At 65.7% G+C, this 21,124-nt stretch carries 25 protein-coding genes; 11 read left to right on the forward strand and 14 right to left on the reverse strand.

The genetic code is table 11. The features are described 5' to 3' along the window. Positions 1–36: 36 nt before the first annotated feature. Entirely contained in the window at positions 37–402 is a 366-nt protein-coding gene (locus C3F42_RS24940) for a YbaN family protein (RefSeq protein WP_023630695.1), read from the reverse strand. An 8-nt stretch (positions 403–410) separates the two neighbouring features. Then, entirely contained in the window at positions 411–998 is a 588-nt protein-coding gene (locus tag C3F42_RS24945) for a YecA family protein (protein WP_023630694.1), read from the reverse strand. A 244-nt stretch (positions 999–1,242) separates the two neighbouring features. Here C3F42_RS24945 and recQ point away from each other — a divergent pair, with 244 nt between their 5' ends. Together recQ and C3F42_RS24960 are read left to right on the forward strand one after the other, a co-directional pair. Further along, a complete protein-coding gene (recQ, locus tag C3F42_RS24955) occupies positions 1,243–3,390 on the forward strand; it encodes a DNA helicase RecQ (RefSeq protein WP_038706593.1) in 2,148 nt (715 codons plus the stop codon). A 138-nt stretch (positions 3,391–3,528) separates the two neighbouring features. Next, positions 3,529–3,966 (forward strand): MarR family transcriptional regulator, encoded by a 438-nt coding sequence (locus C3F42_RS24960; protein ID WP_038706592.1) that lies wholly within the window; start codon positions 3,529–3,531, stop codon positions 3,964–3,966. 80 nt (positions 3,967–4,046) lie between these two features. Here C3F42_RS24960 and C3F42_RS24965 read toward each other — a convergent pair whose 3' ends face one another. Next, positions 4,047–6,233, reverse strand: coding sequence for a patatin-like phospholipase family protein (locus tag C3F42_RS24965; protein ID WP_104445039.1), 2,187 nt, complete (start codon positions 6,231–6,233; stop codon positions 4,047–4,049). A gap of 66 nt (positions 6,234–6,299) precedes the next feature. Between C3F42_RS24965 and C3F42_RS24970 the strand changes: the two genes are divergently transcribed. After that, positions 6,300–6,581 carry a SelT/SelW/SelH family protein gene (locus C3F42_RS24970; RefSeq protein ID WP_023633166.1) on the forward strand — a complete coding sequence of 94 codons (282 nt, stop codon included), beginning with the start codon at positions 6,300–6,302 and terminating at the stop codon, positions 6,579–6,581. Here C3F42_RS24970 and C3F42_RS24975 read toward each other — a convergent pair whose 3' ends face one another. Together C3F42_RS24975 and C3F42_RS24980 are read right to left on the reverse strand one after the other, a co-directional pair. Continuing rightward, the gene (locus tag C3F42_RS24975) at positions 6,582–7,469 is read right to left on the reverse strand and encodes a DMT family transporter (RefSeq protein ID WP_038706590.1); all 888 of its coding nucleotides are present in this window, start codon (positions 7,467–7,469) and stop codon (positions 6,582–6,584) included. A gap of 94 nt (positions 7,470–7,563) precedes the next feature. Then, a complete protein-coding gene (locus C3F42_RS24980; protein WP_104445040.1) occupies positions 7,564–8,358 on the reverse strand; it encodes an AraC family transcriptional regulator in 795 nt (264 codons plus the stop codon). A gap of 124 nt (positions 8,359–8,482) precedes the next feature. Between C3F42_RS24980 and C3F42_RS24985 the strand changes: the two genes are divergently transcribed. After that, positions 8,483–9,298, forward strand: a complete 816-nt coding sequence (locus tag C3F42_RS24985; RefSeq protein WP_031315776.1) for a UDP-2,3-diacylglucosamine diphosphatase — start codon at positions 8,483–8,485, stop codon at positions 9,296–9,298. Positions 9,299–9,354: 56 nt separating this feature from the next. On the opposite strand, the gene C3F42_RS24990 is transcribed toward C3F42_RS24985, so the two are convergent. Continuing rightward, complete coding sequence (locus C3F42_RS24990) at positions 9,355–9,939, reverse strand: HD domain-containing protein (protein ID WP_023631732.1); 585 nt, start codon at positions 9,937–9,939, stop codon at positions 9,355–9,357. 101 nt (positions 9,940–10,040) lie between these two features. Continuing rightward, a complete protein-coding gene (locus C3F42_RS24995; RefSeq protein ID WP_023631733.1) occupies positions 10,041–10,352 on the reverse strand; it encodes a DUF962 domain-containing protein in 312 nt (103 codons plus the stop codon). A 154-nt stretch (positions 10,353–10,506) separates the two neighbouring features. On the opposite strand from C3F42_RS24995, the gene C3F42_RS30395 reads away from it, so the two are divergent. Both C3F42_RS30395 and C3F42_RS30400 read left to right on the forward strand, forming a co-directional pair. Beyond that, a complete protein-coding gene (locus tag C3F42_RS30395) occupies positions 10,507–10,905 on the forward strand; it encodes an AraC family transcriptional regulator (protein WP_371041521.1) in 399 nt (132 codons plus the stop codon). Between the two features lie 2 nt (positions 10,906–10,907). Then, positions 10,908–11,573, forward strand: coding sequence for a helix-turn-helix domain-containing protein (locus tag C3F42_RS30400; RefSeq protein ID WP_371041530.1), 666 nt, complete (start codon positions 10,908–10,910; stop codon positions 11,571–11,573). Here C3F42_RS30400 and C3F42_RS25005 read toward each other — a convergent pair. Next, positions 11,530–12,984 (reverse strand): TrkH family potassium uptake protein, encoded by a 1,455-nt coding sequence (locus C3F42_RS25005; RefSeq protein ID WP_038706587.1) that lies wholly within the window; start codon positions 12,982–12,984, stop codon positions 11,530–11,532. The two genes, C3F42_RS30400 and C3F42_RS25005, sit on opposite strands and share 44 nt — an antisense overlap. A 189-nt stretch (positions 12,985–13,173) precedes the next feature. On the opposite strand from C3F42_RS25005, the gene C3F42_RS25010 reads away from it, so the two are divergent. Continuing rightward, complete coding sequence (locus C3F42_RS25010) at positions 13,174–13,731, forward strand: NAD(P)H nitroreductase (protein ID WP_038706586.1); 558 nt, start codon at positions 13,174–13,176, stop codon at positions 13,729–13,731. Between the two features lie 36 nt (positions 13,732–13,767). Here C3F42_RS25010 and C3F42_RS25015 read toward each other — a convergent pair whose 3' ends face one another. The 6 genes from C3F42_RS25015 to C3F42_RS25040 form a co-directional block, all read right to left on the reverse strand. Continuing rightward, positions 13,768–15,156 carry a HAMP domain-containing sensor histidine kinase gene (locus C3F42_RS25015; protein ID WP_052062223.1) on the reverse strand — a complete coding sequence of 463 codons (1,389 nt, stop codon included), beginning with the start codon at positions 15,154–15,156 and terminating at the stop codon, positions 13,768–13,770. A 12-nt stretch (positions 15,157–15,168) separates the two neighbouring features. Continuing rightward, on the reverse strand, positions 15,169–15,585 hold the full coding sequence (locus C3F42_RS25020; RefSeq protein ID WP_094011856.1) for a Spy/CpxP family protein refolding chaperone: 417 nt from the start codon (positions 15,583–15,585) through the stop codon (positions 15,169–15,171). A 128-nt stretch (positions 15,586–15,713) separates the two neighbouring features. Next, on the reverse strand, positions 15,714–16,391 hold the full coding sequence (locus C3F42_RS25025) for a response regulator transcription factor (protein ID WP_038706585.1): 678 nt from the start codon (positions 16,389–16,391) through the stop codon (positions 15,714–15,716). 7 nt (positions 16,392–16,398) lie between these two features. Beyond that, positions 16,399–16,791, reverse strand: coding sequence for a hypothetical protein (locus tag C3F42_RS25030; RefSeq protein WP_023632893.1), 393 nt, complete (start codon positions 16,789–16,791; stop codon positions 16,399–16,401). A gap of 138 nt (positions 16,792–16,929) precedes the next feature. Further along, positions 16,930–17,229, reverse strand: a complete 300-nt coding sequence (locus C3F42_RS25035) for a YciI family protein (protein WP_038706584.1) — start codon at positions 17,227–17,229, stop codon at positions 16,930–16,932. Between the two features lies 1 nt (position 17,230). Further along, positions 17,231–17,827, reverse strand: coding sequence for a septation protein A (locus tag C3F42_RS25040; protein WP_094011857.1), 597 nt, complete (start codon positions 17,825–17,827; stop codon positions 17,231–17,233). Between the two features lie 67 nt (positions 17,828–17,894). On the opposite strand from C3F42_RS25040, the gene C3F42_RS25045 reads away from it, so the two are divergent. From C3F42_RS25045 to scpB, 4 genes are all read left to right on the forward strand, one after another. Next, positions 17,895–18,755 (forward strand): PHP domain-containing protein, encoded by an 861-nt coding sequence (locus C3F42_RS25045; protein WP_038706583.1) that lies wholly within the window; start codon positions 17,895–17,897, stop codon positions 18,753–18,755. A 13-nt stretch (positions 18,756–18,768) separates the two neighbouring features. Continuing rightward, complete coding sequence (locus C3F42_RS25050) at positions 18,769–19,398, forward strand: L-threonylcarbamoyladenylate synthase (protein WP_094011886.1); 630 nt, start codon at positions 18,769–18,771, stop codon at positions 19,396–19,398. 125 nt (positions 19,399–19,523) lie between these two features. Continuing rightward, entirely contained in the window at positions 19,524–20,222 is a 699-nt protein-coding gene (locus C3F42_RS25055) for a ScpA family protein (protein ID WP_177410857.1), read from the forward strand. Positions 20,223–20,236: 14 nt separating this feature from the next. Continuing rightward, positions 20,237–20,998, forward strand: a complete 762-nt coding sequence (scpB, locus tag C3F42_RS25060) for an SMC-Scp complex subunit ScpB (RefSeq protein ID WP_094011859.1) — start codon at positions 20,237–20,239, stop codon at positions 20,996–20,998. Positions 20,999–21,124 lie beyond the last annotated feature (126 nt).

Consider the following 21,124-nt stretch of genomic DNA (forward strand, 5'->3'; position numbering starts at 1 on the left):
CAGCCCATCGCGGGGCAAGCCCGCCCCGCGATGGCGTCACTGTGGCCGGTGCAGGGTCTTCTGCTTGAGGATCCAGGCGCTGACCAGCACCGCGCTGGTCAGCATGAACGCCCGCGCCCAGAACAACGGCACCAGGTAGCAGGACAGCCCGATGCTGGCCCACATCAACCCGATCGCATAGACCTTGCCCTTGAGCGGAATCCCCTCACCGCTGAGGTAGTCGCGGATCCACGGCCCGAGTTTCGGGTGGTTCACCAGCCAGTGGTGAAAACGTGGCGAGCTGCGGGCGAAGCAGGCCGCCGCCAGCAGCAGGAACGGGGTGGTGGGCAATACCGGCAGGAAGATCCCCGCCACCCCCAGCGCGACGCTGAGCCAGCCGGCGGCCAGCAGCAGGTAGCGCACCACCTCGATCAGTGGTGGCGTGGCTTGAGCAGGGCAGGCTTCTCTTCGGGGGCGTGCAGCAGCAGGAACAGTGCGCTCAGTGCCTCGGGGATCTGCACGATCATGTCGTCCTGCAGGTTGGCGTTGCCGGCAATGTCGGCGAACTCGGGTTGTTCGTCGAACAGGCCCGAGCCGACCATGATCGGCAGGAGCATTTCGCTGACTTCTTCCTCGGCGTTCTCGAACCAGGCCTCTTCACGCAGGAACACGCCCTCCATGAAGCCGATGCACCAGCCGCGCAGGTCGGAATCGTCCGGCTCTTCGGTCAGGTCTAGTTCACAAGGCAGGTCGAATTCCTCGTCGCTGGCCAACTGGCGGGCGATGTGGCCCTTGAGCGCGACCAGGGTGGCCTCGATCTCGGTGCGCTGGGCATCGCTGGCGTAATGGGGTTCTTCGGCGAACAGCGCGTCGATCCATTCGCGTTCTGGAACTTCCTCGGAGCAGATCGACAGCGCGGTCAGGTAGCCGTGGGCGGCGACGTAGTCCAGCGCTTCTTCGTGCAGCTCATCGGCGTCGAGGAAGGCTTGCAGGCGGGTCAGTTGCTCGGCGAAGGACATTACAGGGCTACCTTGGGGAATAAACGATGCTGAATTCTAGCACCTTGCGGCGCTCGCGGGGCAAAGCGAACGTCTGTCACCGGGGCATGCCGGGGTACGCGGCAGTCGGGTATACTCCGCTGTTTTTCGTGCCAGGTGGCGTTTTGCGGCCATCCGGCAAAAACCGCTTACGCATTCGGTGTGTGCGCGGCGGATTTATCGTCCAGCCTGAGTCCAGGATGGTACGGCGATTTTGGAGTGGCAAATGCTCGAACAGGCTCAGCGCGTCCTCAAGGATGTCTTCGGTTACGATAGTTTCCGCGGGCGCCAGGCAGCGATCATCGAATGTGTGGCGGGCGGTGGCGACGCGCTGGTACTGATGCCCACTGGTGGCGGCAAGTCCCTGTGCTTCCAGGTGCCCGGCTTGCTGCGCCCCGGCTTGACGGTGGTGGTGTCGCCGCTGATCGCGCTGATGGACGACCAGGTCGCCACCCTCGACGAGCTGGGCGTGGCCGCCGCTGCGCTGAACTCCACGCTCAGCGCCGAGCAGCAGCGCGACCTGGCCGGGCGCCTGCGCCGCGGCGAGGTGAAGATGCTGTACCTGGCTCCTGAGCGCCTGGTGCAGCCGCGCATGCTGGACTTCCTGCGCGGCCTGGACATCTCCCTGTTCGCCATCGACGAGGCCCACTGCGTCTCGCAATGGGGCCACGACTTCCGCCCCGAGTACCTGCAACTGGGCCAGCTCGCCGAGCTGTTCCCCCATGTGCCGCGTATCGCCCTGACCGCCACCGCCGACATGCGCACCCGCGAGGAGATCGTCCAGCGCCTGCACCTGCAGGGCGCCGAGCGTTTCCTGTCGAGCTTCGACAGGCCGAACATCTTCTACCGCATCGTGCCCAAGGAGGCGCCGCGCAAGCAGTTGATGGCGTTCCTCGGCGAGCGGCGCGGCAACGCCGGCATCGTCTATTGCCTGTCGCGCAAGAAGGTCGACGAGACCGCGGCCTTCCTTTGCGACCAGGGCTTCCCGGCGCTGCCGTACCACGCCGGCCTGGCTGCCGAGACCCGCGCCGCCAACCAGCACCGCTTCCTCAACGAGGAAGGGCTGATCATGGTCGCCACGATTGCCTTCGGCATGGGCATCGACAAGCCCAACGTGCGCTTCGTTGCCCACCTCGACCTGCCCAAGTCGCTCGAGGCCTATTACCAGGAGACCGGCCGTGCCGGCCGTGACGGCCTGCCGTCGGACGCCTGGATGGCCTACGGCCTGCAGGACATGGTGATGCTCAAGCAGATGCTGCAGAACTCCGAGGGCGACGAGCGCCACAAGCGCATCGAGCAGCACAAGCTCGACGCCATGCTGGCCCTCTGCGAGGAAACCCGTTGCCGCCGCCAGTCGTTGCTGGCCTATTTCGACGAGGTGCTGGAGCAGCCCTGCGGGCACTGCGACAACTGTGTCGACAACGTGCAGACCTGGGACGCCACCGAGCCCGCGCGCCAGGCCTTGTCGGCGGTGTTTCGCACCGGCCAGCGCTATGGTGTCGGCCATCTGGTCGATGTGCTATTGGGCAAGGACACCGAGAAGGTACGCAATTTCGGCCACGAGAAGCTGTCGGTGTTCGGCGTCGGCAAGACGCTGGCCGAGGCCGAGTGGCGCTCGCTGTTCCGCCAGTTGGTGGCGCGCGGGCTGGTGGACATCGACCTGGAAGGCTACGGCGGCCTGCGCCTGTCTGATAGCTGCCGGCCGCTGCTGCGCGGTGAGGTGAACCTGCAACTGCGCCGCGACCTCAAGCCGCAGACCGTGGCCAAGGCGTCCGGCGGTAGTGGCGGCAGCCCGGCCAGCCAGCTGGTGCGCGCCGAGGAGCGCGAACTGTGGGAGGCGTTGCGCACCTTGCGGCGCAAGCTGGCCGAAGAGCACAGCGTGCCGCCTTATGTCATCTTCCCCGACTCCACTTTGCTGGAGATGTTGCGCAGCATGCCCACCAGCCTCAGCGACATGGCCCAGGTCAGTGGCGTCGGCGCGCGCAAGCTGGAGCGCTACGGCCAGGCCTTCCTCGAGGTGCTCAATGGCTCCGGTGGCACCGAGGAAGCGCCGAAGGTGGTGCTCGACCTGCGTCACGAACTGGTCAGCCTGGCCCGCGCCGGCATGACGCCGGCGCAGATCGCCGGGCAGCTCAACTGCACCGAGAAGAACGTCTACAGCTTGCTGGCCGAGGCCATCGGCCGCCAGGAGCTGAGCCTGGAGCAGGCGCTGGACCTGCCCGAAGAGCTGATGATGGAAGTACAGGATGCCTTCCTCGACGGCGAGGGCGAGCTGCCGCCGGTGTCAGCTGTGGCACCGCTGTTCGGCCAGCGGGTGCCCGAAGGTGTGCTGCACTGCGTGCGGGCGGCGCTGGCGGTGGAGTTCGGCGTGTGATTGCCGGCATTTGTGCCATTTGCTGACCTTTGTCATACCCTTACATGATTATCAGTCATTTCCATGGCGTCGAACCTTGCCTGATCGGTCGGGCCATGGTTAGCTGGCTAATAATTAGTTCTATTCATTGAGTTACTTATGCCCCTGACCGACAACCAACACCGCTTCGGCATGCAGCTGGCCCAGATGTCCCGAGGCTGGCGCGCCGAGCTGGACCGCCGCCTGGCCGGGCTCAACCTGTCGCAAGCCCGCTGGCTGGTGCTGCTGCACCTGGCCCGGTTCGACGAGGCGCCGACCCAGCGTGAGCTGGCCCAGAGCGTGGGCGTCGAGGGCCCGACCCTGGCGCGCCTGCTCGACAGCCTGGAAAGCCAGGGGCTGGTGCGCCGCCAAGCCGTGATGGAGGACCGTCGGGCCAAGAAAATCCTGCTGTGCCCGCCGGCCAAGCCGCTGATCGACCAGATCGAGACCATCGCCAATGCGTTGCGGCTCGAGTTGTTCACCGGGGTCGATGAGGCCGACCTGGAAGTGTGCATGCGCGTGCATGCGAAGATTCTCGATAATCTCGAAAAGTCCTGAGCTTTACCCGGATCGCGGGGCAAGCCCGCTCCCACAAGATTTTGCTTGGCTTGTGGGGGCGGCTTGCCCCGCGATCATTTCTAGAAGGTATGCCCCAGGTTCAGGTACACCGCCTTCTCATGCGCATCGTTGGCGCCATAGCTCAAGTTCAACGGCCCCAGCGGCGTTTCCAGCCCCAGGAAGATGCTCGCCGCATTGATGTAGCCGCTGTCGAACTCGTTGTCGTTGTTCCACGCACGGCCGCGCTCCAGCGAGCCGCCCAGGTACAGCGGGAAGTCCAGCGGCAGGTAGGCGCGTGGCGTCAGGCGGCGGTAGTAGACCATGCGCAGCAGGCTCATGTTCTGCCCGGAGATCGAGTCTTGGCGGAACCCCGATAGCTGCCGTGCGCCGCCGAAGACGAAGCTTGAGGTCACCACTTCGGCATCGTCCAGGGTGCGTCCGTAGCGCCCGCCCAGCACCAGGGTGTTCGGCCCGCTGCTGATGGCCTTGTCGAGGTTGAACAGCCACTGCCGGTAGTTTTGGTCCGAATCCAGTGACTTGTCGTACTTGCGCACGGTCAGGCCTATGTCTTCGCCGCTGTGCGGGAAGTAGACGTTGTCGAAGGTGTCGAAGGAGTACTTGAGTTCGTAGAAGCCCTCATTGAAGCTGACCTTGGGCAGGTCCTGGTCGCCGATACGCACCTCGGCGTTGCCCCAGGCCTTGCCCACGCCCAGGCGCACCTCGCCGTAGGTGCCGATCTGCCGCCCGACATTGAGCCCGAAGCCGTAGCGTTCGAGGCGGTATTCGGCCACCGGGTCGTTGTCCAGGGTGGCCTCGACATTCTGCGAACCCAGGGCCAGGTAGGGGGCGATGAAGTAGCGCGAGCCCACGTCCAGCGGCTGGTAGAACTCGCTGTACAGCTCCTGTTCGTCGCCGATCTGGGCCCGGGTCAGCCATTCGCCGCCGAGCCGGTTGATGCCGTTGACCCGGTAGCTGGCGCCAAGGTTGAAGGCGCTGTCGCCGCGCAGGTCGTCCGACAGGTTCAGGCCCAGGCGCAGGTAATCGGTACCGCCACGCCGCCCGCGGGCGTTGATCACCAGGGTATGTTCATCGCCCTTGTGCGCGACGCGGTATTGCACCTGGTCGAAGTAGTCCAGCCCATAGAGGGTGCCCATGTCGGTCTGCAGGCGGCCGAGGTCCAGCGGTTCGCCGATGGGTTGGCGGATGTAGTAGCGGATCACGTCGTCGCTGACCTTGGAGTCGTTCTCCACCTTGATGGCGGTGATGATCGGCGTGCGCTGCTTCGGCGAACGCGCCATTGCCAGGTTGCTGTCACCCTCGGGCCGGCGCAGCGACGCCAGGCGCGGATCGAGGGCGCGGGTGGCGCGGTAGCCGGCATCGATCATATCCTGGGCGCGGCCGAAGTCGGTGACGCCGAACGCGGACAGCGGCGGCTGGACGAGGATGTCCTCGCGGCGCAGGCTGGCCAGCTGTTCCTCGGAGTTACGCCGGGTCATCAGGGTGATCGACTGGTTGAGTACATCCACCACCGTGGCCAGTTGCTTGCGGTTGCGCAGCGGGGTGCCGATGTCGACTACGATGGCCAGGTCCACGCCCATCTCGCGCACCACGTCCACCGGGATGTTGTCGGTCATGCCGCCATCCACCAGCAGCCGGCCGTCCAGTTCCACCGGGGCGAACACTGCCGGAATCGACATGCTGGTGCGTATCACCTGGGGCAGGTGGCCGCGGCGGAAGATCACCTTCTCGCCACTGGTAATGTCGGTGGCCACGGCGCGAAACGGGATCGGCAGCTTGTCGAAGTCGCGCACGTCGGCGGCATGGGCCAGCTTGCTTTCCAGCAGCAGGGCGAGGTTCTGGCCCTGGATCACGCCCAGCGGCAGGCCCAGGCTGCCGTCGTCGCGAAAGCTCAGCTTCTGCTTGACCAGGAAGTCGCGGTCGTCCTGCTTGCGTCGGAACGGCACGTCCTTGCGCGGTGGGGCGTCGGACAATGCCTGTTGCCAGTCGAGGGTGGTGGCCAGTTTTTCCAGTTCGGCGATGCTGTAGCCCGAGGCGTACAGCCCGCCGACCACCGCGCCCATGCTGGTGCCGGCGATGGCGTCGATGCGCACGCCCTGTTCTTCCAGGGCCTTGAGTACGCCGATATGGGCCAGGCCGCGGGCGGCGCCGCCCGACAGCACCAGGCCGATTTTCGGTCGCGCCGTTTCGGCGGCATGCAAGGTGATGGAAGTGAGCATCAGCAGGAGGCAGAACAGCAGGCGGCGCATCGTGAGTCTCAAACCAGAGGGTAAAGACCGCTAGTATAAGCGGCCCTTCCTACGGAGTTCCCCGACATGGCAGACAGCAAGCCACAAATTGTCATCACTTATTGCACCCAGTGCCAATGGCTGCTGCGCGCCGCCTGGCTGGCGCAGGAGTTGCTCAGCACTTTCGCTGACGACCTCGGTCAGGTCGCCCTGGAACCTGGTACCGGCGGGGTGTTCCGCATCACCTGCGACGGCGTGCAGATCTGGGAGCGCAAGGCCGACGGCGGCTTCCCCGAGGCCAAGGCGCTCAAGCAGCGGGTGCGTGACCAGATCGATCCGCAGCGCGACCTGGGTCACAACGATCGCTGATCAGGCGCTTTCGGCCACGGTCTGCCGGGAGGGTTGCTCGGCGGCCAGGCGGCTGGACAGGATGATGGCGAAGATGATCAAGGCACCACCGGCGAGCATGCGCAGGGTCGGCTGTTCGGCGAACACCACCCAGGCCACGGCGATGCCGTAGACCGGCTCCATGCCGAACACCACCGCGGCGGTACGCGCCTTGATCACCGCGAGGCTGGCGACGAACAGGCTGTGGGCGACGCCGGTGCAGAAGATGCCGAGCAGGGCGATCCACAGCCAGTCCATGGGTGCCACGGCAGCCAGGCCCGGCGCGGCGAACGGCAGCAGGCACAGGCTTACCACCAGGTTCTGCCACAGCGCCGCCTGTACGGCGGGCAGGCGCCCGGAACCGGCGCGGTTGGTCAGCGACAGCAGCGAGAACAGCAGGCCCGAGAGCAACGCCCAGAGCAGCCCGCCGGTGGCCTCGCTGGCGAGGTCGAAGGCGGGGGTGACCAGCACCAGGCCGATGCTCACCAGCAGCACCAGGACAGCCTCGTTTCGGCGAATGCGTTCACGGAACAACAAGCCTTCAAGGATCACCGTGAATGCCGGAAAGCTGGCGAAGCCGAGGGTGGCGATGGCCACGCCGCCGACCTTGACCGCGATGAAGAAGCTCACCCAATGCCCGGCCAGCAGCACACCCCCCAGCAACAGGCGGCGCAAGTCCTGGCCGCGCAGCGGTTGCCAGGCCTGGCGCGCCAGGCCGGCAAACAGGCCCAGCGCCAGCACGGCGAACGCGGCACGACCAAAGACGATGATCGAGGGGCTGGCACTGGCGGCCAGTTTGCCGAAGACGCCAGTCAGGCCGAAGAACAGCGCGCCGATATGCAGGGCGCCAAGGGCGGTGCGGTGGTTCATGGTGGTCCTTTGAGTACAGTGAGCGTTGCGTGCTGGCTCCATCACGGGACAAGTCGCGATGAGGTCGATACAGGCAGCAGTGTATGTTCGATCCTCAGGCAGATCTGTCGCCCACCTCGCGCCCGTTGTTGCCAGACTCGCGCCGCAACGCCAGCGGCGTGCAGCCGAACGCCCGCAGCACCGCCGCGCTGAATGCGCTCTGCGAGCCATACCCCACGCGCGCGGCAATCTCGCCCACCGGCAACACCGTCTCACGCAACAGCCGGCGCGCCATCGTCAGCCGCCGTTGGCGGATGTAGTCCATCGGCGTCAGGCCGCACTCGCTGGCAAACCGTGCATGCAGCCGCGCACTGGACAGCCCCGCCAGTCGCGCCAGGTCGGCGACCTGCAGCGGGTAGGCGGCGTGCTGCTCGATATGGCGGTCGAAGGCAGCATAGGGCAAGCGCCTGCTGGACAGCACCGGGGCGCAGGCCTGTGGATTGAGGCTGGCCAACAGCAACACCGCGCCCTGGCGGGCAATCAGCGGGTCGTCCACGGGGCTGCTTGCCAGCCAGTCCACCAACTGCTGCTGGCGGCTGTCCAGGCTCAGTGGGCCGGGGCTGTCGAGCAGGCGCCGGCTGTCGTGGGCGTGCTCGCCCAGATGATCGCCGAGCCATTGTCCGCCCGGTACGTCCAGTACCAGGCAATCGCTGCCCTCTCGGCTCCCACAAGTGTGGTGGGCACCGGCGGGAACCACCATCAGGGCCTGGCGAGCGACCCGGCCGCCGCGTCCATCCACCTCGAAATCCAGGCGCCCGCCGAGGCCGAACACCAACTGTGGATGGTCGTGGCTGTGGGCGATCAGGTCGTGGCGGTAGTGGCGCAACGAGAGCAAGGGGCCGGCGGTCATGGTGAGTCCTCACGGGGCAGGCGAAGATTGTACACCTGCAGGCGAGGGCAGGATGGTCATGTACCTGCCACCAATCTGTCACCTGCGCCTGCCAGTCTCCAGCAAACAGCGCCGGAGCCTGCCCATGAGCCACGCCGAACCTCTTCGCCCGTCACGCAAGCAGCGTGTCCGCACCTTGTGGATTTCCGATGTACACCTGGGCACCCGCGACTGCCAGGCCGAACACCTGGCGCATTTCCTCAAGGGCTACCAGGCCGAGCGTATCTACCTGGTCGGCGATATCATCGATGGCTGGAAACTGCGCAGCGGCATCTACTGGCCTCAGGCCCACACCAATGTCATCCGCCGCCTGCTGACCCTGAGCAAGCGCGGCACCGAGGTGATCTACGTTACCGGCAACCATGACGAATTCCTGCGGCGCTACTCGAAACTCATCCTGGGCAACATCCAGCTGGTGGACGAGGCCGAACACCTCACAGTCGACGGCCGGCGCCTGCTGGTGATCCATGGCGACCAGTTCGACGTGATCACCCGCTACCACCGCTGGCTGGCTTTTCTTGGCGACCGGGCCTACGAGTTCACCCTGGTGCTCAACCGTTGGCTCAACCACTGGCGCGCCCGCTATGGCTACGGCTACTGGTCGTTGTCGGCGTACCTCAAGCACAAGGTCAAGGGCGCGGTTAACTTCATCAGCGACTTCGAGGACGCCATCGCCCACGAGTGCACCCGGCGTGGCTTCCATGGTGTGGTGTGCGGGCATATCCACCATGCCGAGATCCGCCAGGTGGGCGAGGTGGAGTACCTCAACTGCGGCGACTGGGTGGAGTCGTGCACCGCGCTGATCGAACACTGGGACGGGCGGATCGAGCTGTACCGGTTTGCCGAGGCGCAGGCGCTGGAAGCAGCGCTGCGCTTGGCAGAACTGGGCGAGCCGGCCTAGTGTCTCGTCGGCTGAGCCTGTGATCGCGGGGCAAGCCCGCTATCGGTAGTGGCAGATCAGGCGGTGGCTTGCAGGGCTGCCTTGTAGATGGACTGCCTGGGCTGGGCGAACAAGCGCTCCAGCATGGGCTCGAAGAACGCAAGCGGCAGGCTTTCATAGTCCGGATCGAACGCCGCCGCGTCGTAGCGGGCGCAGAACTCGAGGGTCCGCTGGTAATGCGGGTGATCGCGGAATTGCTCGCGCAGGTTGCGATTCATGCCCAGGTGGTGGAAGAAGAAGTAGCCCTGGAAGATCCCGTGTTTCTCGATCATCCACAGGTTCTCGTCGCTGACGAACGGCTTGAGGATCGCCGCGGCGATATCGGGGTGGTTGTAGCTGCCCAGGGTGTCGCCGATGTCATGCAGCAGGGCGCAGACCACGTACTCTTCATCGCGGCCGTCGCGGTGGGCACGGCTGGCGGTCTGCAAGGAATGGCTCAGGCGGTCGATGGGGAAGCCGCCGAAGTCGCCGTCGAGCAGGCGCAGGTGGGCGAGGATGCGCTGGGGCAACTGCTGGGCGTAGGCACGAAAGTCGTCGGCGATGATCGCCCAGTCCTGGGCGGTGCCATCGCGCATGTGGCTGAAACTGGCTTGCTTGCTCATCACCGCGTGCCGCTCGTGTCGGGGAACATACCGCAGTGTTGGCCAGGATCCGGGCTTTGGCAGTGGCCGGCCGGGACGCGAACCTGGCCTTGCGGGCCGATTCAGAGGCTCAGGCGGCCCAGCAGGATGTCGCGGAACATGGCGAAGTCGCCGACCAGGCTGTACCAGGGGTGGCTGAAGGTGGCGGGGCGGTTCTTCTCGAAGAAGAAATGCCCGGCCCAGGCAAAGCCATAGCCGGCCAGCGGCACGGCCAGCAGCAACAGCCACTTGCCGCTGCCGATGCTGTAGGCGAGCAGGGCGATCACCAGGCTGGTGCCGACGAAATGCAGGCGGCGGCAGGTGGGGTTGCTGTGCTCGCCCAGGTAATAGGGGTAGAACTCTGCAAAACTGCGGAACTGCGCGGTGCGGGTCATGGCGGGCTTCCGGATCTGCGGGTCTTGCTGACAGGATACACGGCGTGGAGCCTGAATCGAGTCTAGAGTCACTGGGTGCGATGGCCAGTGACAATAGGCGCCAATTGAGTATCCTTTCAGTTCACCGCAGGAGCGGTCAGCACAAGAGCCTGTCATGAGTGAGAGAACCACGTCAGCCAGCTGGGCATCAGGGATCGTCAAGGCACTCGAGCTGGAAGGGCTCGATTGTCCGGCCATGTTCAAGCAGCTCGGGCTCGACTTCGCCGCCCTGGACGACCCCGACGCGCGATTCACCCAGGATTCGATGACCCGGCTGTGGCAGCTGGCGGTCGAGCTTTCCGGCAACGAGGCGATCGGCCTGAACATGGCCAGGGTGGTACGCCCCGCTTCGTTCCATGTGGTGGGCTATGCGTTGATGTCCAGTCGTACCCTGGCCGAGGGCTTCGAGCGACTGGTGCGCTACCAGCGCATCATCGCAGAGAGTTCGGACTTGAGCTTTCGCCTCGAACCCGACGGCTATGCCTCGAACCCGACGGCTATGCCTTGGTACTGACCGTGCACGGCGATCACCTGCCGCCGACCCGGCACAGCGCCGAAGCCTCGCTGGCCTGTGCTCTGGCGTTGTGCAGCTGGCTCAGCGGGCGGCCGATCCAGCCGCGGCGTGTACTGATCCAGGGCGCCCTGCCGAAAAATGTCGAGCCATACAAGGTGGCTTTCCACGCGCCGCTGCAGTTTGGCGCGGCCCATGACGCGCTGGTGTTCGCACGCGCCGACATGGAGGCGCCGTTGCCTACCGCCAACGAGGCGATGGCGGTGCTGCACGACCGTTTCGCCGGCGAGTACCTGGCGCGTTTCTCGGAAAGTCGGGTGACCCACCGCGTGCGCCAGGTGCTCTGCCGCATACTGCCCCAGGGCGAGCCCAAGCGCGAAACCGTGGCCCAGGCCCTGCACCTTTCGCAGCGCACCTTGCAGCGGCGCCTGCAGGACGAGGGCACCAGCTTCCAGACCCTGCTCGACGACACCCGCCGCGAACTGGCCGAGCAGTACCTGGCGCAGCCAGGCACCACGCTGCTGGAAACCGCCTACCTGCTGGGATTTGCTGATCCGAGTAATTTCTACCGGGCGTTTCGCCGCTGGTTCGACAGCACGCCGAGCGAGTACCGCACGCGTCTGTCGGTCAGTGACGCCAGAACGCCGGCATGCACAACACCAGCACCGTGATGATCTCCAGGCGGCCCAGCAGCATGCCGCCGGCAAGGATCCATTTGGCGGCATCCGGCAGTGTCGCGTAGTTGCCGGCCGGGCCGATCACTTCGCCCAGCCCGGGGCCGACGCCCGAGACGGTCCCGGCGGCACCGGTGAGCGCGGTCATCCAGTCCACGCCCAGCAGCGACAGCAGCAGGGCGATGATGCAGATGGTGATGGCGAAGAAGAACGAGAAGGTCAGGATCGAGCGCACGATCTCTTCGTCGAGTCGGTGGCCGTTGTATTTCTGCTTGATCACCGCGCGCGGATGGATCAGCTGGTTGAGGTTGGCCTTGAGCAGGATGTAGGCGACCTGGAAGCGGAAGATCTTGATACCGCCGGCCGTCGAGCCGGAGCAGCCGCCGACGAAGCCCAGGTAGAAGAACAGCATCAGCGAGAAGTTGCCCCACAGGCTGTAGTCGCCCAGGGCGAAGCCGGTGGTGGTGACCACCGAGGTGACGTTCAGCGCCACGTGGCGCAGGGCATCGAGCCAGTGCAGCTCGGTGGTGGCCCAGTACCAGGTGCCGAGGACCAGCCAGGTGGCCACCAGCATGGCCAGCAGGCCCTGCACCTGCTGGTCCTTGATCAACGCCCGGCGGTGGCCGCGCAGGGTCGCCACGTACAGGGTGAATGGCACGCTGCCCATGATCATCACCACCACCGCGACCCAGTGCACCGCAGGGATATCCCATTTGGCCAGGGACTGGTCGGAGGTGGAGAACCCGCCGGTGGAGATCGCCGACATGGCGTGGTTGATCGCATCGAACAGGCCCATCCCCGCCCACCAGAAGGCCAGGCTGCCGAACACGGTGATGCCGACGTACACCGCCACGATCGACTTGGCGACCATGTGCGAGCGCGGCATGACCTTCTCCGAGCGGTCGGAGGACTCGGTCTGGAACAGGCGCATGCCACCGATGCGCAGCAACGGCAGGATCGCCACCGCCATGCCGATGAAGCCGATGCCGCCCAGCCAATGCAGCATCGAGCGCCACATCAGGATGCCCGGCGACATGCTGTCCAGGCCGCTGAGCACGGTGGCGCCGGTGGCGGTGATGCCGGACATGCTTTCGAAGAAGGCGTCGGTGTAGCTGATGTGCTGGGTCAGCAGGAAGGGCAGGGCGGCGAACACGCAGACCACCAGCCAGCTGCTGACGGTCAGCAGGTACATGTCGCGGGGGCGCAGGTGCACGTGCTCGGGGCGGCCGGGGATGACCAGGCCCAGGCCCGCGAGGAAGGTGATCAGGCTCGACCAGAGGAACGACGGCATGTCGCCGGTGCGCTCGAAGACCACCAGGGTCGCCATGGGCACCACCATGCTCACCGCCAGGGTGATCAGGAAGATGCCGATGATGAAACCAATGATCCTTAAGGTCGGCAACGCCATGTGATCTGCTCTGACTCGCTACGGAAAGGGCGCCATTCTACCTGTGGGCCGGGTCTTGTAAACGCCGATTGCTGGCCTCCACGGAGCGGGCTTGCACCGCGATGGCCGGATCGCGGGGCAAGCCCGCTCCCACGATCCCCCTCGATGGTGCAGAATGGCCGCACTTTCAATCTGCCAGGAGGGTAGCCCATGGAGGCTCTCGACGCATTGCTCAACCGTGTTTCCGTGCCACGCCTGACTGACCCGGCGCCCAATGCCGCCCAGCGCGAGGCGCTGTTCCAGGCCGCATTGCGTGCGCCTGACCATGGCCAGCTGCGCCCCTGGCGTTTCCTGACCATCGAAGGGCAGGGCCGGGAAAAGCTCGGCGAGCTGTTCGCCGAAGCCGTGCAAGCCAAAGGTGAAGCCACCCAGGCGGCGCTCGACAAGGCCCGGGCGATGCCGCTGCGTGCGCCGTTGCTGATCGTGGTGATCGCCCGGCTGCAGGATCACTTCAAAGTGCCGAAGATCGAGCAGCGACTGGCCGCCGGCTGCGCCGCCCATGGCATCCTGATCGCCGCCCATGCCCAGGGTATCGGCGCGGTATGGCGCACCGGCGACATGGCCTTCGACGCCCATGTGCACAAGGGGCTGGGGCTTGCCGAGAACGAAGAGCTGATCGGTTACCTGTATGTCGGCACGCCAATGGCCGAGCCACGCACCGCGCCGATCCTGGAAACTGCCGAGTACGTCAGCGCCTGGGGCGAGTGATTGAGTGGGGCCGCTGCGCAGCGGCCCCTGTATTAGTCAGCCAGCGCTAACTTCGCTGGGCAGTTCCAGCGTAGCCACGAACCCACCCTGCGGATGGTTCGCAAGCTTCAGGCTGCCACCATGGCGCTCCGCCGCCTTGCGTGCAATCGCCAGCCCCAGCCCATGTCCCGGCGCCTCTTGCCCCGGTGCCCGGAAGAATGGCTCGCCCAGCTGCGCGAGATGCTCGGCCGCCACCCCCGGTCCATGGTCGCGCACGCTCAGCACGATACGGTCCTGCTCGCGGCTGGCGCGCAGCTCGATCGGCTGCCCGGCCGGATTGAAGCGCAGCGCATTGCGCAGCAGGTTGTCCACCGCCCGTTCGATCAGCGTCGGCCAGCCTTGCAGGGTCAGGCCAGGCTGCATCTCCAGACGCACCTCCTGATCCGGCGCTGACAGCTGGGCATCCTTGCGCACGCCGCCCAGCAAGGCATTGAGGTCCACCGGCTCGGCATGTGCCTGCTCGGCATCGACCCGGGCAAGCACGAGGATTTCGCTGATCAAGTCTTCCAGACGATCGCATTCGCGGGTCAGGCGTGGCCACAGGGCCTGACGCTGTTCCGGCTCGGCGCGCTCGGCCAGGGCCAGGGCGATGCGCAGCCGGGCCAGGGGTGAACGCAGTTCGTGGGACACATCGCGCAGCAGCTGGCGCTGGCTGCCGATCAGGCTCTGCAGGCGTGCGCCCATCTTGTTGAAGTCGTTGGCCAGCACGCCGAACTCGTCACGGCGCACGGCCAGCCGCGCCAGGCTGTTCTGCTGGTAGCTGGTCTGCCCCAGGTCGTGCACGGCGCCGCGCAGGCGGCTGAGCGGGCGGGTGATCGACAGGGTTACCAACAGGCTGAACAGGGTCAGCACCACCAAGGCTATGCCCAGGGCGCTGAGCGGCCAGATAAGGCTTTCGCGGTGCCAGGCGGCCAGCTCCGGGTGGGGGATACGGTAGATCAGCAGGTAGGTCTCACCGCTGCCGGGGCTGGTGTATTCCTCGGTCAGGCGGCGCCACGGCAGGCGACGTTCGTCGTTGTGCTGGCGTGCCTCGAAGGCCGCGGCGCGGCGCGGGAAGGTGCCGGGGACCACGGCATCGCCGCTGTCGTCGAGCACCTGCACGTCGATCTTGTAGCGCTGCTTGCGCCGTTCCAGGAAGCGTTGCGACGACTCCAGGCCTTCCTGTTCGTAGTGCTGGGCCCAGTGGCTGGCCAGGTTGTTCAGGCCTGGGTGGCGACTGAGGATCCAGGTGTCCTGGTTGAGCATGTGCCCGAGCAGGATTGACAGCCCGGCGACTAGGGCGATGGCCAGCCAGAAGCTGGCCAGGATGCGCCAGAACAGTGAACGCAAGACAAGCACCTCCAGGAAATGGCGAAAGCCCGGCGCGCTGGGAAGCGGGCCGGGCATCGGGCTGACAGCTTACTGGGCCTTGCCGGTTTTTTCAGCCTTCCAGGCCTGGAACTCCTGCCACTCGGCCTTGCGCGCGGCGCGCTCCTTCCGCAGGTCGTCGAATTTCTTCTGCTGGTCGGGCTTGAGCAAGGCGCGGATCTGGCCTTCGGTCTTGTCGTGGCTGGCCTTGAGCTCGTCCTTCAGGGCTTTCTGCTCGGCGGCGGGCAGCTTGGCGATGTAGCGTTCGTTGATGTCGCGGCGCTGCTTCATCTGCTCGCCCATCAGCTTGCCGATCTGCTGGCGCTGGTCGCGGCTCAGGTCCAGCTGGGCGAAAGGCGCGTCACCGCGATGATGCGGGCCGTCGTGGCGCGGGCCGCCTTCGGGCATGGCCGTGGCCACGGTCGGCAGGGCGGCGGCGAACATCAGGGCGATAAGGGTCTTGCGCATGGTGTCTCTCCTTTCAGGGGCCGGTGGTTACCGGATGAGCCCAGTCTAGGGAGATCAAGGTCAAGGGCGGTCAGGCGAGGGTAAAGGCTGGGTAAAGATGACAGGGCCGCGCAGCGGCCCCGGTTTTACTACAGACTGTAGTAATAGCCGCGGCTGCGCAGGGCGACGATGCGCGGGCGGCCATCCGGGTGCGGCCCGATCTTCTTGCGCAGGTTGCTGACATGCATGTCCAGGCTGCGGTCATAAAGCGTGAGCTTGCGGCCCAGGCCGATCTGCGCCAGTTCCTGCTTGTCCAGCGGCTCGCCGGGTTGGCGCAGCAAGGCTTCGAGGATGCGGCTTTCCGACAGCGTGAGGGTCATCTCGCGCTGGTCGATGCTGACCACGCCGCGTACCGGGCTGAAGATCAGGTCGCCGATCTCCACCTGGCTGCTGGGCGCGCTGGGGTGGCTGCGGCGCAACACTGCGCGCAGGCGGGCGGTGAGCTCGCGGGGGTCGCAGGGCTTGGCCAGGTAGTCGTCGGCGCCCAGCTCCAGGCCAAGGATGCGGTCCAGCGGCTCGCCGCGGGCCGAAAGCATCAGCACCGGCAGGTCGGTGTGTTCGCTGCGCAGCTGTTTGAGCAGTTCCAGGCCGCTGCCATCGGGCAGCATGACATCCAGCACCACCGCCGCCGGGGCGTGGGTGGCCAAGGCCTGGCGCGCACTCTGGCCATCGTGGCAGGCGCGCACCGCAAACCCTTCCTGGGTCAGCCAGCTGCCGAGCAGCTCGCACAGTTCCTGGTCATCATCAATTAGTAACAGCTCGCTCATTTCTCACTCAATTCAACCATTGCCGGCGTCTTCTGTGTCCGCCGCTGGCTAAGATACCGCAGACTGCGGACAACAGTGCAACGGCCGAGCCGATCAGGAACCATTGCTGCTGGTCGGTCAGCGGGCTTCGCGGGGCGCTGGCGCCTGCCTGCAGTTCCTTGATCGTCAGCTTCAGGCGCTGGTTGTCCTGGCGCAGGCGGGCGAGCTGGGCGCTTTCACGCTCGCTGTCCTGGTTCTGCAGTTGCTGGGTCAGCGCCGTGCGCTGTTTCTCGCTTTCTTCCAGGCGCTGCTGCAAGTCGGTGATCCGCGCCCCGGCTTCCAGCGACAGCGGCTGTTCGGCCGTGGCGAAAGGGGACAGCAGCAACAGGCAAAGCAGCAGGGACATCGGACCTTGACGCATTGGAACTCCTGATTCGTATCGATTCAGGAGGTTGTCGGCCAGTCGTCGGATTTTATGAGTAGTGCCGCGCGGGGTGTAGCAGGGAGCGGCTTCGTGGGGGCGGGCTTGCCGCTGCGAAGCCCGTCCCGGTAAAGCCTGTTACGGCAGGACTTGCTTGAACGGCTTGACCACGACCTTGGCGTACACGCCCGCGGCAATGTACGGATCGGCGTCGGCCCAGGCCTGGGCGGCGGCCAGGGAGTCGAACTCGGCGACGATCAGGCTGCCGCTGAAGCCGGCGGCGCCCGGGTCGTTGCTGTCGATGGCCGGGTGCGGGCCGGCAAGCACCACACGGCCCTCGGCCTTGAGCTGCTGCAGGCGTTCGATATGCGCGGGGCGGGCGGCCAGGCGGTTTTCCAGGGAGTTTTCGACGTCGCTGGCGATGATGGCGTAGAGCATGTCAGTCCTTGGGTTTGGAGGTGGAGGGGTCGGCATCGTGCAGGTGGCGCGACAGGTAGACCCCCTGGGCCACCAGGAACAGCACGGTCATGCCCAGGCTGCCGAATACCTTGAAGTCGACCCAGATGTCCTGGAAGGTGAAGGCGACGAACAGGTTGGCGGCGCCGCACACCAGGAAGAAGGCGATCCACGCCACGTTCAGGCGGTTCCACACTGTTTCTGGAAGTGTCAGGGCATGGCCCATGATGCGTTTGATCAGTACCCGGTCACCGATGAAGTGGCTGCCGGCGAACGCCAGGGCGAACAGCCAGTTGACCACGGGCGCCTTCCACTTGAGGAAGGTCTCGCTGTGGAAGGCCAGGGTCAGGCCACCGAACACCAGGCAGGCGACCAGGGTCAGCAACTGGCCCTTCTCCAGCTTGCCGTGGCGCAGGAACAGCGCGCCATAGACCACCACGGAGCTGACGATCAGCATGGCGGTGGCGCTGTAGATCCCGCCGAACTCGAAGCCGTGGCCGGCGAAATCGACCGGGCGCGGGTCAAGCTTGTAGACGATGAAGAACAGCAGCAGCGGGATGAAATCGATGAATTGTTTCACAGTGGCAGCCAGAAGCGGGATGTGACGGCATAATAACAAACATCGATTCCTGCGAAAGCGCTCCTCCATGAATGTTGATCTGCACTGTCACAGCACGGCCTCCGACGGCGCCCTGTCGCCCACGGCACTGGTCGCCCGGGCCCATGAGCACGGGGTGCGCACGCTCTCGCTCACCGACCATGACACCCTCGAAGGCCTGCCGGAGGCGCGCCAGGCGTGCCTGGACAACGGCATGCAGTGGGTCAGCGGCGTGGAGCTGTCGTGCACCTGGGGCGGCGCCACCATTCATGTGCTGGGCTACGACTTCCCCCTCGACGCGCCGCCGTTGCTCGATGCCATCGCCAACCTGCACCGCGGTCGTTGGCTGCGCGCCGAGGAAATCGACCGCAAGCTGGCGGCCAAGGGCATGCCCGGCGCGCTGGACGGCGCGCGGGCCGTGCAGCAAGAACTGGGCGACAGCGGCAACGCCCCGGCGCGCCCGCACTTCGCCGAGTTCATGGTCCGCGCCGGCTTCGTCAAGGACCGCGGCGAGGCGTTCCGCAAGTGGCTGGGCGCCGGCAAGCTGGGCGACGTCAAGCTGCACTGGCCGACGCTTGAGGAAACTGTCGCGACGCTGCGTGAGTCCAATGCGTGGGTGAGCCTGGCCCATCCCATGCACTACGAACTGACCCGCAGCAAGCGCAGACGGCTGATTGCCGACTATATTCAGGCTGGAGGGCAGGCACTGGAAGTGGTCAACGGGATGATGCCGCCCGAGCAGGTGGGGACGATGTCGATCCTCACCCGTGAGTTCGGCCTGCTGGCAAGCGCCGGCAGCGACTTCCACGGCCCTGGCACCTGGGGCGAGATCGGTGCCTACCGGCCATTGCCTGAGGACCTGCCACCCCTGTGGCGCCGATTCCGACATGAACAGCCTATGGCGGTATGAACAGGACGACTTCGTGAGCCAATTTTTCCAGATTCATGCGGAGAACCCGCAGCCGCGCCTGATCAAACAGGCTGTCGAGATCATCCGCAAGGGTGGGGTGGTGGTTTATCCGACCGACTCGGCCTATGCCATGGGCTGCCAGATCGGTGACAAGGCTGCCATCGAGCGCGTGCGCCGCCTGCGCCAGCTGGACAAGCACCACAACTTCACCCTGCTGTGCTGCGACCTGTCCGAGATGGGCACCTTCGCCAAGATCGACACGGCGACGTTCCGCCTGCTCAAGGCCCACATTCCGGGCCCGTACACCTTCATCCTCAACGCCACCCGCGAGGTGCCGCGCCTGCTGATGCACGACAAGCGCCGCACCATTGGCCTGCGCGTGCCGTCCAACCCCATCGTCCTGGCCCTGCTCGAGGAACTGGGCGAACCTCTGATGAGCGTCAGCCTCATCCTGCCGGGCGACGAGGAGCCGATGACCGACCCCTACGAGATCCGCCAGCGCCTGGAGCACCACGTCGACCTGATCATCGACGGCGGCTTCGGCGACCTGAAGGCCTCGACCGTCATCGACCTGTCCGGTGACGAGCCCGAGCTAATCCGTGAAGGCTGCGGGGATCCGACGCCGTTCCTGGTCAACGCGTGAGCCAGGTACAAGCCCCCGAGGCGCCGGCCACAGAGGCGCAGACGCCGTTCCAGCTGCAACTGGCCCTGGTCTACGGCGAAGCCCTGACCGAGATGCCGGTCGACCTGTACATCCCGCCGGATGCCCTGGAAGTCTTCCTCGAAGCCTTCGAAGGCCCGCTGGACCTGTTGCTGTACCTGATCCGCAAGCAGAACGTGGACATTCTCGACATCCCCGTGGCCGAGATCACTCGCCAGTACATGAGCTATGTCGAGCTGATGAAGAGCGTGCGCCTGGAGCTGGCGGCCGAGTACCTGGTGATGGCCGCCATGCTCGCCGAGATCAAGTCGCGCATGCTGCTGCCGCGCTCCGGCGAGGTCGAGGAGGAGGAGGGCGACCCGCGCGCCGAACTGATTCGCCGGCTGCAGGAGTACGAGCGGTTCAAGGCCGCCGCCGAAGGTATCGATGAGTTGCCCAGGGTCGGACGCGAAGTCGTCGTGCCGCGCCTGGAGGCTTCGCAAGCCAAGGTGCGCAAGTTGTTGCCGGAGGTGGCGCTGGAAGAGATCCTGCTGTCCATGGCCGAGGTCATGCACCGCAACGACCTGTTCGAGAGCCACCAGATCACCCGCGAGGTGCTGTCGACCCGCGAACGCATGAGCGAAGTGCTCGACCGCCTCAAGGGCGGTGCCTTCGTGCCCTTCGTCGAGCTGTTCACCCGCGAGGAAGGCAAGCTCGGCGTGGTGGTGACCTTCATGGCGATTCTCGAGCTGGTGAAGGAATCCTTGATCGAACTGGTGCAGAATGAGCCCTTCGCCCCGATTCACGTCCGTGCCCGGGCAGAATGACCTGACAACTATCGATGAACCTGAACGAACCCCGTGAACTGGCGTCGCTGATCGAGGCCTTCCTGCTTGCCTCGGGCAAGCCGCAATCCCTCGAGCGCCTGTACGAGCTGTTCGAGGAGGCCGAGCGCCCGGCCCCCGCCGTTTTCAAGAAGGCCCTGGAAGTGCTGGGCAAGTCCTGCGCTGGCCGCGCCTTCGAGCTCAAGGAAGTAGCGACCGGCTATCGCCTGCAGATCCGCGAGGACTACGCACCCTGGGTCGGCCGCCTCTGGGAGGAGCGTCCGCAGCGCTATTCCCGCGCGCTGCTGGAAACCATGGCGCTGATCGCCTACCGCCAGCCCATCACCCGTGGCGAGATCGAGGACGTGCGGGGTGTGGCGGTCAACAGCAACATCATCAAGACGCTCATGGAACGCGAGTGGATCCGCATCGTCGGCTACCGCGAGGTGCCCGGGCGACCGGCGATGTTCGCCACCACCAAGGCATTCCTCGATCATTTCAACCTCAAGAGCCTCGATGAGCTGCCGGCGTTGGTCGAGCTGCGCGAGCTGGAGGTGGAACCCGAGGTCGATCCGGACGATGCGCCGGTACCCGCACACCTGCAAGCCCTGGCCGATGCCAGCCTGGGCGAGGAGGGCGAGGAAATGGAGCCGAAGGAGGAGACCAGCTTCCGCTCGCTGCTGGTGGAGCTCGACGCAATGGAAGAAGGGCTCAAGATTGATTTCGATGATTTGCGCGATGAGGCTTCCACCGAGCCCGAGGACGAACCAAAGGCCTGACAACCTAACTCTGTGGAAGCTGGCTTGCGCCTTTGGGCGGAATCTGCTGAACGATCGGCAAAAACCTTCTACCCTCCAGTGCGTTCCCTTGCTGAACCGCGTATGATGCGCGCCCGCTTTCACTAC

The sequence above is a fragment of the Pseudomonas sp. PONIH3 genome (assembly GCF_002934345.1).
GTDB classification, from domain to species: Bacteria; Pseudomonadota; Gammaproteobacteria; order Pseudomonadales; family Pseudomonadaceae; genus Aquipseudomonas; species Aquipseudomonas soli.